10 protein-coding genes are annotated in these 13,953 nt (G+C 74.6%); 3 read left to right on the forward strand and 7 right to left on the reverse strand.

Annotated elements, in window-relative coordinates:
- Positions 1-155: 155 nt before the first annotated feature.
- The 3 genes from OG309_RS01885 to OG309_RS01895 form a co-directional block, all read right to left on the reverse strand.
- Positions 156-2,315 carry a GAF domain-containing SpoIIE family protein phosphatase gene (locus tag OG309_RS01885; protein ID WP_329417702.1) on the reverse strand — a complete coding sequence of 720 codons (2,160 nt, stop codon included), beginning with the start codon at positions 2,313-2,315 and terminating at the stop codon, positions 156-158.
- Positions 2,316-2,685: 370 nt separating this feature from the next.
- The gene (locus OG309_RS01890) at positions 2,686-3,822 is read right to left on the reverse strand and encodes an erythromycin esterase family protein (protein WP_329417703.1); all 1,137 of its coding nucleotides are present in this window, start codon (positions 3,820-3,822) and stop codon (positions 2,686-2,688) included.
- A gap of 653 nt (positions 3,823-4,475) precedes the next feature.
- Positions 4,476-4,880, reverse strand: a complete 405-nt coding sequence (locus OG309_RS01895) for a hypothetical protein (protein WP_329417704.1) — start codon at positions 4,878-4,880, stop codon at positions 4,476-4,478.
- A 437-nt stretch (positions 4,881-5,317) separates the two neighbouring features.
- Here OG309_RS01895 and OG309_RS01900 point away from each other — a divergent pair, with 437 nt between their 5' ends.
- The 3 genes from OG309_RS01900 to OG309_RS01910 all read left to right on the forward strand — a co-directional run bounded on the left by OG309_RS01900 (position 5,318) and on the right by OG309_RS01910 (position 8,002).
- The gene (locus OG309_RS01900) at positions 5,318-6,859 is read left to right on the forward strand and encodes an adenosine deaminase family protein (protein WP_329428079.1); all 1,542 of its coding nucleotides are present in this window, start codon (positions 5,318-5,320) and stop codon (positions 6,857-6,859) included.
- Positions 6,860-7,105: 246 nt separating this feature from the next.
- Positions 7,106-7,267: a hypothetical protein gene (locus OG309_RS01905; RefSeq protein WP_329417705.1), complete on the forward strand. Its 162-nt coding sequence runs from the start codon at positions 7,106-7,108 to the stop codon at positions 7,265-7,267.
- A gap of 36 nt (positions 7,268-7,303) precedes the next feature.
- Positions 7,304-8,002: a response regulator transcription factor gene (locus tag OG309_RS01910; protein WP_329417706.1), complete on the forward strand. Its 699-nt coding sequence runs from the start codon at positions 7,304-7,306 to the stop codon at positions 8,000-8,002.
- On the opposite strand, the gene OG309_RS01915 is transcribed toward OG309_RS01910, so the two are convergent.
- The 4 genes from OG309_RS01915 to ligA all read right to left on the reverse strand — a co-directional run bounded on the left by OG309_RS01915 (position 7,974) and on the right by ligA (position 13,894).
- The gene (locus OG309_RS01915) at positions 7,974-9,212 is read right to left on the reverse strand and encodes a sensor histidine kinase (RefSeq protein ID WP_329417707.1); all 1,239 of its coding nucleotides are present in this window, start codon (positions 9,210-9,212) and stop codon (positions 7,974-7,976) included. The genes OG309_RS01910 and OG309_RS01915 overlap by 29 nt on opposite strands.
- A 161-nt stretch (positions 9,213-9,373) precedes the next feature.
- Positions 9,374-10,756, reverse strand: a complete 1,383-nt coding sequence (locus OG309_RS01920) for an ABC transporter permease (RefSeq protein WP_329417708.1) — start codon at positions 10,754-10,756, stop codon at positions 9,374-9,376.
- A gap of 5 nt (positions 10,757-10,761) precedes the next feature.
- Positions 10,762-11,514, reverse strand: a complete 753-nt coding sequence (locus tag OG309_RS01925) for an ABC transporter ATP-binding protein (protein ID WP_329417709.1) — start codon at positions 11,512-11,514, stop codon at positions 10,762-10,764.
- Between the two features lie 310 nt (positions 11,515-11,824).
- Positions 11,825-13,894, reverse strand: coding sequence for an NAD-dependent DNA ligase LigA (gene ligA, locus OG309_RS01930; protein ID WP_329417710.1), 2,070 nt, complete (start codon positions 13,892-13,894; stop codon positions 11,825-11,827).
- Positions 13,895-13,953 lie beyond the last annotated feature (59 nt).

Here is a 13,953-nt window from a genome sequence, read left to right on the forward strand (position 1 = left end):
CAGGTCCGTCCGCTTCACGGGGCCGAGGTGACCGTGACACCCGACGAGAGCGTCGTACCGGAGGCGGGCCGGTCCTTCCCGTTCCGTCACCACGGGCGTGCCGCCGGCTCCGTCACCGTGACTCGCCTTCCCGGCTGGGACAGGCCCTACTGGCGTCATGCGGCCGGCGGAGCTGTGGGGCTCCCGTGCGGGGTGGTGCGGAGCAGGAGCAGGGCGGTGTCGTCGGTGTAGCGGCCTGTGGGCCAGGCGTGGTCCAGGAGGTGGTCGATCAGGTGCTCGACGTCCTCGTCGTGTCGGCGGGCGAGGTGGTCGGCGAGGTCGATGGCGTTCCGGTCGGGGTCGGTGCCGGGCACCTCCACGAGTCCGTCGGTGTAGAGCGCGAGGGTGCTCCCCGGCGGGATCGCGAAGCGGGTGACGGGGTAGGTCGTGGCGACGTCGACGCCGAGCGGGGGCGCGGGGTCGATCCCGACGACGATGCCCGACTGCCCCGGCCGGTGCAGGAGGGGCGGCGGGTGGCCGGCACTGGCCAGCGTGGTCCGCCCGTGGGCGAGGTCGATGCGGGCGTAGAGCGTGGAGACCAGGAGGTCGGTGCCCAGGTCCATCAGGACGCGGTTGGTGTGGGCCAGGACCTGGTCCGGCGGGGCGCCGGCGGTGGCGCGGACCGCCGTGCGCACCTGTCCCATCAGCGCGGCGGCGGAGACGTTGTGGCCTTGGACGTCGCCGATGACGGCGGCGACGGTGGTGGCGTCGAGGCGGATGACGTCGTAGAAGTCGCCGCCGATGTCCATGCCGCGGCTGGCGGGCAGGTAGCGGGCGGCCATCGTGAGGCCGGGTACGGACGGCAGGCTGTGCGGCAGGAGCGTTTCCTGGAGGCCGAGGGCGAGGCCGTGCACGGCGTCGTAGAGCCGGGCCCGGTCCAGTGCCTGGGCGATCAGGCCGGCGAGGGACGTGAGGATGGCCCGCTCGTCGGCGGTGAACGTGTGCGGTCGGTCGTAGGACAGGACGCAGCAGCCGACGGGGCGGCCGGAGATGAGCAGGGGCAGGAAGGCCCAGGCGCGTTTGGCGCTGAGCGCGGGGGCCTGGGGGAACTCGCGGGCCAGCTCCTCGACTCCGGCGAAGAAGGACGGGATGCCGGTGGACAGCACGTGCCCGGCCGGCGTGACGTCGGTGTCCAGGGGCAGGCCGTCGAGGCGTTCGATGGACTGCTGGTCGTAGCCGTGCCAACCGGTGATCTTCAGGCGGCCCGCCTCGGCCGCGGAGAGGACCAGGCCGTCCGCGCCGAAGGCGGGCAGGACCTGGCCGGCGATCGCTTCGACGACGTCGCTGACGGCCACGGTCTCGGTGAGGGCGGACGCCAGGTGGAGGAGCTGGTAGAGGCGGCCAGTGTGGGCGGGCGGGGACGCCGTGGGCGCGCGTTCGGACGGGCGGGCGGACTCGGGCCCGTCGCCGGCGGGGGCGGGGGCTGGGGTGATGCGGACGCTGATGCCGCTGGCGTCCGGGTAGAGCTGGAAGCGGAGCCGGTGGTCCAGGGGGTCGAGGGCGGTGAACTCGACCGGTTCGCGGCTGATGACGGCGGTGCGGTAGGGGTCCTCGACCGCGGGCTGGTCCAGCCAGGGCAGGGACTGCCAGGGCCGCGTCCCCAGCAGCCGGTCGGCGGCCCGGCCGAGCAGGACGGCCGCCGCGCCGTTCACGAACGTGATCCGGCCTTCCAGGTCCAGGGCCAGGGTGCCCTCGGGCAGCCGCTCGGCATAGTCCGCGGCCGCGTGCGGGTCCGGGACCGCGAACGGGTGGGGTTCCGTGAGCGACACCCGGTGGGGCTGCGCGGGCGCCTGTGGCGGCTCCGGGGACTGGTCGAGGGCGTGGGCGATGCCTCGGGCCTCGGCGGATATGTGGCCCCGCTCGCGGCGGCCGGCGTGCTCCGGGTGGGAGGCCGGCCACAGCAGGACCAGACCTCCCCAGCGGCGGAAGCGGCCGGACAGCGGCGTGGCCGCGAGGGCGAAGCGGTACGGCAGGCTGGCCGCGACCCGCGGGTACGCACGGGCCATGTCCTCCTGGGACCCGACCCACACCAGGCGCTCCTCCCGGACGGCCACGCAGATCGGGGCGGCGGTGTCCAGCGGGATCCGGTGCCAGGGCCAGGCCACCTCCTCCGGGAGTCCGCACAGCACCGCCAGGACGAGCGTCTGCGTGGCCTCGTCCAGCAGGTAGAGCACCCCCGCGGAGGCTCCGGTGCGCCGCACGGTGTCGACCAGCGCGGTGCCGAGCAGCCCGGTCGTGCCGGGCTGGTCGCCGAAGCCGGGGACCGCAGCTCGCATACCAGGACCATACGCCGCCGAGCCTGACCGATCGCGCTGGTGCCCCACCGATGCGGGCCCGGCGGCGCTCCGGGCGGCAGGGGCGCGGCAGGTCGCGTCGGGCGGCTCCTCGCCTCGCCCGGAGCCCCGTGGGGGGGGCGCCCGGTTCGGGCCACCCGTTCCGCATGGTCACAGAGTGTGCGGGGCGGGTGCCCGGAGCCGGTCCCGGGCTCGGGTGCCCGGAGCCCGGTCCCGGGCCGTACCCGACGGCTGCGGGGCGCACACCGAGCGTGACAGTCGGCGGGCGCGGCAGGCGGTGCCGGAGCCCGTCACCCCGGGCCCGGCGCCGTGCGGGGTGGTCCGAGTCCGCCCGCAGGTGCTGCGGAGCCCGTCATCGGAGCTCGTCGGCCGCCCGGACCCGGTGCAGGTGGACCAGGATGTCGTAGGCCGGGCCGAGGGCCAGGGTCGGCTGGGGGTCCGGGACGAAGATCGAGCCGGCGTCGTAGACCGGGCGGGCGCGGGCGAGCCAGGTGCGGGCCGTGGGGGAAGCGGTCCGCAGGTCGAGGTAGAAGTCGGGGTACCCGACCCGGTCCAGGGTGTGCTCGTTCATGCCGGGGTGCGCCGCCGGTACGGTGACCGGCTTCCACGCGCCGTCGAGGGACGTGTCCTTGGTGAGGAAGGTGCCGCCGGCGAAGGTGAGGCCGATCGCCGCGTAGTCGCGGCCCAGGCGGTCGCGCAGCACGGCGCCCTGGGTCCGCGGGTACGTGTCGGGGTGGGCGGAGGCGTATCCGACGTGGCCGTTGTGGGCCGACACCAGCATCTTGTGGCCCGTCTGACGCTGCCACCACAACACGTTGTCCGCCATGGCCTGGTCGCGCAGGCGCTCCGCGGCGGTGACCGAGGCCGGGTCGGCGGGGTCGATGGTGGCGAAGGCGAAGGTCTGCGCGATGTTCCGGGCGTGCTGCACCGTCCACGCGTACGTGTCCTCCTCGGCCGGACGGGCCCCGGTGACGAGGTCGAGGGCTTCCTGGGCGCGGGCGGCGTTCGCCTCGCGTTCCGCGAGCGGCTTGCGCAGGTAGTCGAAGATGTCGTCGAAGGGGCGGAGGCCGGCGTACAGCTCGGTGAGGCGGGGCAGGGCCTCGGGACGGCTCGCGCGGACCGAGGTCAGGACCCGCTCGAAGATCGGGTCGCCCAGCTTGGGTGCCCCGAGGTCGTCGCCCATGAAGTGGACCCGGCGGCCGGGGTGGCGTCGGTTGTGCTCGCGCATCCAGCCGATCAGGCTGACGAACTCCTCCCGTTCCCAGGGGGATCCGGCCAGGGTCTCCTCCGCGATCCGGCGCGGGTCGCCGAGGCCGCCCTGCAGGTACTCGTCGATCCTGAGCCCGGCCGACCAGCTCATCTCCAGGGCGAAGGTGGTGAAACCCTTGTCCTCGACCAGATGCCGGAAGACGCGTTCCTTCATGGCGAAGAACTCGTGCGAACCGTGCGTGGCCTCGCCCAGACCCACCACCTTCGTGGCCCCGACCATGCCGCTCAGTGCCCGGAGGTCCGAACTGCGGCCGCCGGGCTCGGTCGTGCGCAGCGGGTGCGCGGACCGCTCCAGGGAACGTACGACGGATGCGGAGGCGTCACGGCCGGTCGCCGCGGGTGGGGGCGCGGAGCCGGGAGCGTGTGGTGCCGCATGCGCCGTCGGGGCGGCCAGTGTCGTGGCGGCGACGGCTCCCGTGAGCGTGAGGAACCCTCGTCGGCTGGTCGTCGGGCCGTACCCCTGCGTGGTGATCTCCCCTTGGTGCGTGGCGGCTTCGTGAGCCGATGAGGTGATCTTGGTCTGGCGCGGCGCCGATCGCGCTGGGGTGCCCCACCGGCTTTCCCCAGGGGCTTTCCCCCGTGCACGAGCGGGGGATGCCCCCCACATGCCCGCGTGAGCGCACGGGTCACGGAACCGGCTGTTCAACCGGCCCGCGCCCCGGCGCACGTCGGATCGCCGGCGACCGCGGCTTCGCTCCCTAGGGCCTGTCGTCACACTCCCGTCGTCGCCCGAAGGGCGGCCCCGCGGCGTCTGGTGCGTGCTCTCGGCGTGCCGGGTGGAAGCCCTCGTACTGGACGTACTCGGACTTTCACCCGGTGCGGCGAGAGCGCGTGCCAGGCGTCGCGGGGCAGGCGGGAGTTTGACGACAGGCCCTAGAGCCGGAGCCGTGCGCGCAGGCGTTCCGTGAGTGCGACCTCGTGCGGAAGACGCTCCCACTCGTGCGCTTCCACGTTCCCACCGTGCTTCTCGAGCCTGGCGGCGAGGAAGCTCCAGTGGTCGGCCGCCATCTGCTCCTGCGTTCGGCCGTCGTACGGCTCATCCGGTCCGACGACCGTCCGGGCGTCCGCCTCGACGTCCTCGAGCGAGATCCGCGGGTGGGCGTCCGTGGGAGCCGACGAGCTCCAGCCCCAGCTCCACCCCCGGTCGTCGAGCAGCACCACGCTGCGACCGTCCGCGAGTACGGCCTCAAGCCGTGCCGTCACCGACATCTGCCCAGCGTCGTCCGCAGCATCGTCGTCCAGATCGACATGAGTGACCAGCCGCGTCACAGCAGTCACGTCGCCCCCTCTCGGCTCGCCCGGCCCTGACCCGAGCCGTCGCACGGACGCCCACGATATCCGGGACCCCTCACTCGCCTCACCGCCCATTCCCCCTCCCGCTCCCGAAGCGCCCGCCGGCGGGCTGCCGGGCGTGGTACTCCGTCAGATGCGCCGCGACCGGCCGGTCCACGGGCCCGCGGGGGCAGTGGGGCTTGCCCCTTCGTGCAGCCGCGGCGCACCCGGATTCCCCCGTGCGGGTGGAGTGGGCGTCGAACAGCGCCGAAACCGCCCGCGCGGTCTGTTCCGGTGGCGATCATGCACAGGTGATTTCATCCCAAGCCAACCAGGAGTCAGCCGCGCGCACTTCGCGCGCCCAGGGCACGAAGCGGGGGCCGGGTCTGCGCCCCGCCGCGACCGGGGTCGCCGCGCTGGCCGCCCTCTGTCTGCTCCCGACCATGGCCGTCGCCGCGCCGTCGGCCTCCCCCGCCGCGCCGGCCGGGCCCGCCGCGCACCGGCCGCCCGCGGCGACGCCGAGCGAGGCCCTGACCTCGGCCCGCCTCGACGCGGTCCGCGACGACCCGGCGGCGCTCCGCGCCTTCTTCCGCGCCCTGCCCAAGGGCGGAGAGCTGCACAACCACCTCTCCGGCGCGGTCAGCACCGAGTACCTCGTCGAGCTGGCCGCCGAGGACGGGCTGTGCATCGACACCGCGACCACGACGGCCGTCGTGCCGCCGTGCGGCCCGGGCACCCGCCCGGCCACCGACGCGCGCACCGACAGCGCCTTCCGCGACAAGATCATCCGCGAGTGGTCCATGCAGGACTTCCCGCCGGGCGGCAACGGCCACGACCACTTCTTCGACACCTTCGGCAAGTTCGGCGAGGTGACCTGGCGGAACCGCGGCAAGCTGCTCGCCGAGGTCGCCGACAGCGTGGCCACGCAGAACCAGTTCTATCTGGAGACCATGGTCTCCCCCGCCTCGGAGGAGGCGAAGAAGCTGGCCGGCGAGGTCGGTTGGGACGCCGACCTCGCCAGGCTGCACGGCAAGCTGGTCGCCGGCGGCAAGCTGGACAAGGTCGTCGACGCGGCCGTCAAGGAGGCCGACGGCGGCGACGCCGACTTCCGCACCGAGGCCCGCTGCGGCACCGCGCAGGCCCGCCCCGGCTGCGGCCTCGCCGTACGCTGGATCTCCCAGGTGAACCGCGGCAGTTCCAACGAGCGGGTCTTCACCCAGATGGCCGTCGGCATGCGCCTGGCCGAGCGCGACCCCCGCTTCGTCGCGGTCAACCTCGTCCAGCCCGAGGACTGGGACAGCTCCCTCGCCAACTACCGTCTCCAGATGCGGATGCTGGCCTACCTGCGCGGCGTCTACCCGAAGGCCCATGTCACCCTGCACTCCGGCGAGCTGTGGCCCGGCCTCGTCAAGCCCGAGGACCTCACCTTCCACATCGCCGACGCCGTGAACGTGGCGGGCGCCGAGCGCATCGGCCACGGTGTCGACCTGCGCCACGAGGACGCCTGGCAGGACACGGCCGGCACGATGGCCGACCGCGAGATCGCCGTCGAGGTGCCGTTCACGAGCAACGCGCAGATCCTCGGCGTCAAGGGCGCCGAGCACCCCTTCGAGACGTACCGCGCCTTCGGCGTCCCCGTGGTCCTCGCCACCGACGACCCCGGCGTCTCGAGGATCGACATCAGCCACGAGTACCAGTACGCGAGCAAGACGTACGACCTCGGCTACCGCGACCTGAAGGACCTGGCGCGGGCCTCCCTGGAGTACGCCTTCCTGCCGGGCACGAGCCTCTGGCAGGGCAACCCCACCCGTGACGGCTACCGCCTGGTCGGCCCCTGCCGCGGCGAGCGCCCCGGCACGGCCGCCCCGCGCCCCTCCTGCCGCCGCGTCCTCGACGCCAGCCCCAAGGCGTCGGCGGAGTGGCGCCAGGAGGCCGCCTTCACCGCCTTCGAGCACCGCCTCCCGGCCGCCCGCGTCACCGGCTGACCCAGTGCCCCAGTGACCCGCTGACCTGCTGACCCGCTGCACGGCACCCCCGACGGCGTCCGGCTCGCTCTGCTGCCGGACGCCGTCGGGCTGCGGTGGGCACGGTCGGGCCTCGGTGGGGGCGGTCGGGCGCAGGCGGGGTCCGGTCCGGCCGCGGCGAGGTGTTCCTCGACTCCGGGAACCGAACGGGCCCGGTTCGGGGTCCCCTTGCATGACGTCATCGGGGGCCGAGAGGGGAAGCTACGCATGGACTGGCTGGACGGGGAGATCGGCGGCGGCCGGGACGACGACCTGCCGGACACCGGTGGGTCCTGGAACTGGGTCAACGTGGTCCTCATCGGCGTCTTCGTGCTGCTCGCGGTCGGGATGTTCAGCGTGCTCCACTGGCTGCGTGACCTGGTCTTCTAGGTCCCGGCCGACGTCGGCCCGTGATCAAATGGCGTGGTGACCGACAGGCAGCTGCGCGTGGTACTGGCCGAGGACTCCGTCATTCTCCGGGACGGCATGGTCGAACTGCTCGGTGCCCGCGGGTGCGAGGTGGTGGGCACCGCCGGTTCGGCGCCCGAGCTGCTCGACGCCGTGACCGAGCACCGGCCCGACGTGGCCGTGGTGGACATCCGGATGCCGCCCACACACACCGACGAGGGGATCCGCGCCGCCGTCGAGATCCGTGCGCGGACCCCCGAGGTCGGCATCCTCGTCTTCTCCCAGCACGTGGAGACCGCCTGGGCCGCCCGGCTGCTCGCGGGCGGCGCGGCGGGCATCGGCTACCTGCTGAAGGAACGCGTCGCCCGCACCTCCGAGTTCGTGGCCGCGCTGCACCGGGTCGCCGAAGGCGGCACCGCGCTCGACCCGGAGATGGTGACCCGGCTGATGCGCGGCGGCGCCCGCAGCCGGGTGGACACCCTGACCGCCCGCGAGCGCGAGGTCCTCGAACTCGTGGCGCAGGGCCACTCCAACCGCTCCGTGGCCGGCCTGCTCGGGGTGTCGGAGCGAGCGGTCGAGAAGCATGTCGCCGCCGTGTTCACCAAGTTCGGGCTTCACCCCACGGACACGGACAACCGGCGGGTGAAGGCGGTCCTGACCTACCTGGCGGAGGGCGCCGGCCCGTCCTTCACAGGCGGCTCGGCAACTCGGCCGTGACCACCGTGGGCCCGCCGGGCGGGCTGTCCACGCTCAGCACGCCGTCCACGGCCGCGAGCCGCTCGGCCAGACCGGTGAGGCCGGTGCCCGCACCGAGCGCCGCACCGCCGCGGCCGTCGTCACGCACCGTCAGCCGGACCCGGCCGTCGGCCGCCCGGGCCGTGAGTTCGGCGGAACGGGCGGCGCTGTGCCGGGCGATGTTGGTCACCAGCTCGGCGGCGCAGAAGTAGACGGCCCGCTCGACCGCGTGGTCCGGGCGCTCCCGCAGCTCCAGCCGGACGGCGAGCGGCACGGGTGAGGCGGCGGCGAGGCCCGGCAGGGCCTCATCGAGGCCGCCGTCCAGTGCCACCGGGTGAATGCCCCGGGTGAGTCGTCGCAGCTCGACGATGGTGTCGTCGGTCTGGCTCCGCGCCCGGTCGACCAGGCCGCGCAGCCGGCCGAGGTCCGGGCCCTCGTCGGCGTCCGGCGCGTCGCCGGCCAGCGCGTCGCCGGCCAGCGCGAGGGTGAGGGCGACGGCGACCAGGCGGGCCTGGGTTCCGTCGTGCAGGTCGCGCTCCAGCCGGCGCAGCCGGTCGTCGTTCTCCGCCAGCAGCGTGGCCCGGGCGGTCTCCAGCTCCCGCACCCGCCGTTGGGCCCGGGCGGGGCCCAGCAGTTGGCGGGTCAGCCACCGGTTCGCCGCGCTCAGCGACCGTACGGCGGCCGGCACCGCGTACAGCAGGAGCAGGCCCAGAGCGACGGCGGCGGGGTCCAGCCAGAAGGGTTGCGGACCCGCTTCGAGGAGCCGGCGCCAGAGCGGGTAGCCGATCAGCCAGCCGCAGCCGAGGGGAAGCCCGACGGCGGCGACGAACCCCAGCACGCCGAGCGGCATCCGCAGGACCAGGTAGAGCAGCGTGCGCCAGGCCACCGGATCGGCGAGCACGACCCGGCCCCGGGCGACCGCGCCCGGCGGTCGGGGCAGCGCGGCCGGCGCCTCGACGGCCTCGCCGAGCAGCCTCGCGACCAGCCACCGGTGCGCTCGGCCGAGTCCACGGGCGCCCAGCAGCGCGAGCACCACGAACGGCAGCCCGAGCACGGTGAGCGACAGCAGCGCCCCCGCGTACACGACCGCCAGCGCGTAGACCCCGCAGAGCAGGGCGAGCGGCAACCCCACGACGGCGAAGGCCCATTCGCCGCCGCGGAGCGGGAGGCGGCGCCTCCGCGCCTCAGCCATGCCGCCCCCCGGACGCGGGCCCGGGGGCGCACCTCGCTGCGGGCGGGGATTCCGATACGGGCGCGGGCTCGGGCGCAGGCTGGAACGCGGGCACGGGGGCGCCTACAGATGCGGACACGGGTACGGAGGCGGATACGGATACGGATACGCGCGCAGTGCGGTCAGTCACGTCCGGCTGCCCCTTCCGTCGCCGGCCCGCGGAGCGCGCGGAGACCGGTGACCAGGATGGCCGGGACGGTCAGCGTCGCCGCCGCGGCACCGATCCAGGCACAGGCCGCCGATGACACGTACGGCAGCGGCGAGCCGGTCACGGCGACGCTGAAGGCACCCGTGGCGGCGGCCGTGACCGCCGCGCCGAGCAGGACGCCGACCACCGTGGTCAGGACCGCCTCGACGGTCAGCATGCGCGTCAGCTGCGTGCGGGTCGCGCCGACGAGCCGCAGCAGGGCGAACTCGCGGCGCCGCTCGGCGGTGACGGCGACCAGGGTGTTGACCGTGGAGACGGCGGCGAAGCAGGCGAGCAGCGCCAACTCGGCCTGGCGCAGCCAGATGTCGGTGGCGGACGTCGCGCCGTTCGTCGCCGCGGCCGCGGCGTGCTGGGCGGTGGAGGTCATGATCGACATGGTGCCCGACAGACCCACCAGGAGCGCGACCGGGACCACGGCGGACGACAGCCGCCGCGCGTATCCGCGCAGGTTGGCGTCGGCGAGCCAGCCCGTCCCCGGTGCCAGGGCCCGCACCGGCGCGCCCAGTACGGCGGCGAGGACACGGGCCACGAGCGGCCCCAGCAGGGCGACCGCGACGAGCAGTACCAGCGCACCGAGCAGCGTCGCCTGGCCGGCCTTGTCCGCCTCCTCCAGTGGGCGGGTCGCGGCCAGCCGCAGCAGCAGACCGCCGCCGACCAGGACGCCCGCCCCCGCGACGAGCCGTATCGCACCGGTCCGGGCGTGCTCGGTGGAGCTCGCGGCGAGGGCGGCCGCCGGGGCGATCCGGGTGATCCGGCGGGCGGCGACGGCCGCGGCCACCAGGCCGACGACGAGGACGACCGCCAGTGTCACGGGCGCGACCACCGTGACGACCGGTGCCCCCGGCACCCGTACCTCCGGCGCCGCCAGCCCCCGCCGCTGCAACGCGGCGAGGAAGCGGCGGGCCGCCGCCCAGCCCACCGCCCACCCCGGCGGGGCGACCAGCAGGGTGGTCGCGACGAGCTGGCCGCGCACCATGCGCCGGGCCTGGCGGGGCGTCGCGGCGATCGTGCGGAGCAGGGCCAGTTCGCGGTGCTGCCGGCGAAGGGCGAACCCGAGGGTGTTGACGACGACGAAGAACGCGACGAGCACGGCGATCTCGCCGAAGACTCCGGCGATCACCATCAGCCCGGGCCCGTGGTCCGCGGCTCGGCCGCCCGCTGCGGGCGGGGCGGTGGCGTCGGCGGCCACGAGCGAGCCGAACAAGGTGAGGACGGCGACGGCGAGAAGGAGTGCGACCGCGAGCCCGGCGAAGGCCGCGGGGCGCCGGCGCATCTGCCCGAGGGCGATCGAGGCCATCGCGATCACCCGCCCAGCAGGCTGAGGCGTTCGCCGACCCGCGCCGCGGTGGGCCGGTCGAGCTCGTCGACGACCACGCCGTCGGCGAGCAGCAGCACCCGGTCCGCGTACCCGGCGGCCACCGGGTCGTGGGTGACCATCACACAGGTCTGTCCGTCCCGGTCCACTCCCGTCCGCAGCAGGCCGAGGATCTCGTGGCCGGTGGCCCGGTCGAGGGCACCGGTCGGCTCGTCGGCGAACAGCACCTCGGGGCGACCCACCAGGGCGCGGGCGATCGCCACCCGCTGCTGCTGGCCGCCGGACAGCTGCCCCGGCCGGTGGCGTTCGCGGCCCGCGAGACCCACCCGGGCGAGGGCGTCCAGCACACGGGCGCGCTCGGGGCGCCGGCCGGCCAGCCGGCCGGGCAGCTCGACGTTCTGCGCGACCGTCATCGCCGGCATCAGGTTGAACGCCTGGAAGACGAATCCGATCCGGTCGCGCCGCAGTGCGGCGAGCCTTCGCTCGGGTAGTCGGGACACCTCGGTGTCGCCCCACCACACTGTCCCGCGGGTGGGCCGGTCCATCCCGGCCAGACAGTGCAGCAGCGTCGTCTTGCCCGAGCCCGAGGGGCCCATCACCGCCGTGAACGTCCCGCGTTCGAGGCGCACCGACACCCCGCGCAGCGCCCGGACGGCGGCGGTGCCGCGGCCGTACTCCCGATGCAGGTCCTGCGCCCGCGCGGCGGCACCGCCGCCGAGCCCGGTCCGCGTTCCGGGCATGTCCGGCTCCTGGAGTCCCTGGAGCTTCCGGAGCTTCCGGAGCTTCCGGAGCTTCCGGAGCTTCCGGAGCTTCCGGGTGGGCTCGGCGGCCGTCCCTGCTTCTTCCATCGCCTTGATCTCTTCCGCTTCCTCGACTTCGCGCATGCCTTCATCCTTCGCGGCCGGGGCACGGCGATCGATCGTGCCGGCCCCCGCATCAGGGGTTCGGGAAACCGAACCCCTGATATCGCGGTGGGCCCGAGGGGGAGGCGGGGGCAGCGGGGCGCGGTGGCGTCGGAGGCGCGCGTACGAGCGGGCGGTGGGCGGGTGGTCAGGCGAGGTAGTCCGCGACGAGGTCGGCGAACTGCTCCGGAGTGAGGACGTCGACGCCCAGTCTCTGGGCGGCGACGGCCTTCGAGCTGGGCTTGCCCCCCGATGCGGAGGGGGCGACGAGGCAGGAGGTCTTCGCGTTGACGCTGCTGCCGGCCCGCCCGCCGGCGCGCTCGATGAGCTCGTTCATCTGGGTACGGCCGAGGCCTTCCAGGCGGCCCGTCATCCTGCCCGTGACGACGACGGTCCTGCCCGCCAGCGGCCCCTCGCCCACGGGCCCGGGGGCGTCGGAAGCCTGCTGCGGTTCGGACATGTTCACTCCCGCAGCGATCAGCTTGTCGATGACCGGCGCCAGGGCGACGAGCTCCGCGACGACGACCGGGGCTTTCTCGGGACCCATGCCCTCGACGGCCTGGACGTCCTCCTCGGTCGCCGCGCGGATCGCGTCCATGGTGCCGAAGTGCGCGGCGATCCGCCGCGACATGCTGCGGCCCGTGCCGGGGATGCCGAGCGCGCAGAAGACGCGGCTGAGCGGGCGGCCCTTGGCCAGGGCCAGCTGTTCGACCAGCTTCGCGCCGCGCTTGGCGCTGCCCGAGGCGGTGGCCAACTGCTCCTCGGTCAGCGCGAACAGGTCCGCCACGTCGCCGACGAGCCGGGAGTCGATGAGGGCCTTGACGTAGGTCTTGCCGAGGCCGTCGATGTCGAGGATGTCGCGCCCTGCGGCGTACTCGATCAGCGGGGCGAGCGCGCACGCCGTGCCCTTCGCGCACCGCCACCGCTCCTGGCTCCTGTCGATGGCTCCGCCGCAGTTCGGGCACGCCTCGGGCAGCGGGACGGGCAGCGCGCCCTCGGGGCGGAGCTCGACGACCGGGGCCTGGACGCGGGGGATGATGTCGCCCGCCTTGTAGACGGTCACGGTGTCCCCGAGGTGCAGCCCGCGCCGGGCGATGTCGGCCGGGTTGTGCAGCGTGGCGCGGGAGACCGTCGAGCCGTCGAGGTCGACGGGCGTGAGGACGGCCGTCGGGGCGAGCACGCCGGTGCGGCCGACCTCCCAGACCACGTCCTCCAGCACGGTCTGCCGCTCGACGGCCGGGAGCTTGTACGCGATCGCCCAGTGCGGGTAGCGGCTGCCCAGCCCGGCGGCCTCCTGCTCGGCGGCGCTGTTGGCCTTGACGACCACGCCGTCGATGCCGAAGGGCAGCCCGGCGCGCATCGCGGCGATGGCGTCGACCTGTGCCTGGGCCTCGGCGATGGTGCCGACCACGTGCAGGCCGCAGGGCGTCGCCGCCGTGGTCCGCACCCCGGCCGCGGCGACCGCGGCCAGTGTCTCGGCGTGCGTCGCCCCGACGGGCAGGAACGATTCGCCATCCAGGTCGACCGCGCCGTACGCCCAGAAGGTCATCGCCAGCCGGTAGGGCCGGTCCTTCGCCCGCAGCGTCCCCGCCGCCCCGTTGCGCGGGTTCGCGAACAGCGACGCCCCGTGCGCGGCGCGCACCTCGTTCGCCGCCTCGAACTGCGCCTGCGTGAACAGGACCTCACCGCGCGCCTCGAACGTCACCGGCTCGGCCAGCCGCTCCGGCAGACCGACGATGCTGCCGATCACATGGCTGACGTCCTCGCCGTGGCTGCCGTCGCCGCGGGTGACGATCTGCACCAGCCGGCCGCCGCGATAGCGGACGGCGACGGCCGCGCCGTCCAGCTTCGGCTCGACCGTGAAACCCCCCTCGGCCCCGCGCCCGAGCCGTCGCTCCAGCGACGCCTCCCACCCGGCCAGCTCCTCGGGGCCGAAGACGTTGTCCAGGCTGAGCAGACGCGAGGTGTGCGGGACGTCGCCCTCCGGAGCGGCACCGTCGGCGACCAGCCCCGTCGGCGAACCGGCCGTCTCGCCCGGGTGCGCGGCCTCCCAGTCCAGTACGGCACGGCGCAACGCGTCGAAGGACGCGTCGTCCATCGGGCTGTTCCCGCCGCCGTAGTAGGCGCGGGACGCCTCACGGAGCAGGTCGAGCGCGGACGCGTAGGCGACGGCGTCGGACAGGGCAAAGGACGCCTCAGCGGCGGGAAGTGCGGTCATACCGGCATCATGTCGCGAGGGTCTGACAACGCCCTCCGAGAGGTGAGCGATCATGGCAG

The sequence above is a fragment of the Streptomyces sp. NBC_01268 genome, assembly GCF_036240795.1.
GTDB lineage: Bacteria > Actinomycetota > Actinomycetes > Streptomycetales > Streptomycetaceae > Streptomyces.

Coding starts and splice junctions, on each gene's coding strand:
- OG309_RS01885 (WP_329417702.1), bottom strand. CDS start 2,315: ATGCGAGCTGCGGTCCCCGGCTTCGGCGACCAGCCCGGCACGACCGGG.
- OG309_RS01890 (WP_329417703.1), bottom strand. CDS start 3,822: ATGGTCGGGGCCACGAAGGTGGTGGGTCTGGGCGAGGCCACGCACGGT.
- OG309_RS01900 (WP_329428079.1), top strand. CDS start 5,318: ATGGCCGTCGCCGCGCCGTCGGCCTCCCCCGCCGCGCCGGCCGGGCCC.
- OG309_RS01905 (WP_329417705.1), top strand. CDS start 7,106: ATGGACTGGCTGGACGGGGAGATCGGCGGCGGCCGGGACGACGACCTG.
- OG309_RS01915 (WP_329417707.1), bottom strand. CDS start 9,212: ATGGCTGAGGCGCGGAGGCGCCGCCTCCCGCTCCGCGGCGGCGAATGG.
- OG309_RS01920 (WP_329417708.1), bottom strand. CDS start 10,756: ATGGCCTCGATCGCCCTCGGGCAGATGCGCCGGCGCCCCGCGGCCTTC.
- OG309_RS01925 (WP_329417709.1), bottom strand. CDS start 11,514: ATGCCCGGAACGCGGACCGGGCTCGGCGGCGGTGCCGCCGCGCGGGCG.
- ligA (WP_329417710.1), bottom strand. CDS start 13,894: ATGACCGCACTTCCCGCCGCTGAGGCGTCCTTTGCCCTGTCCGACGCC.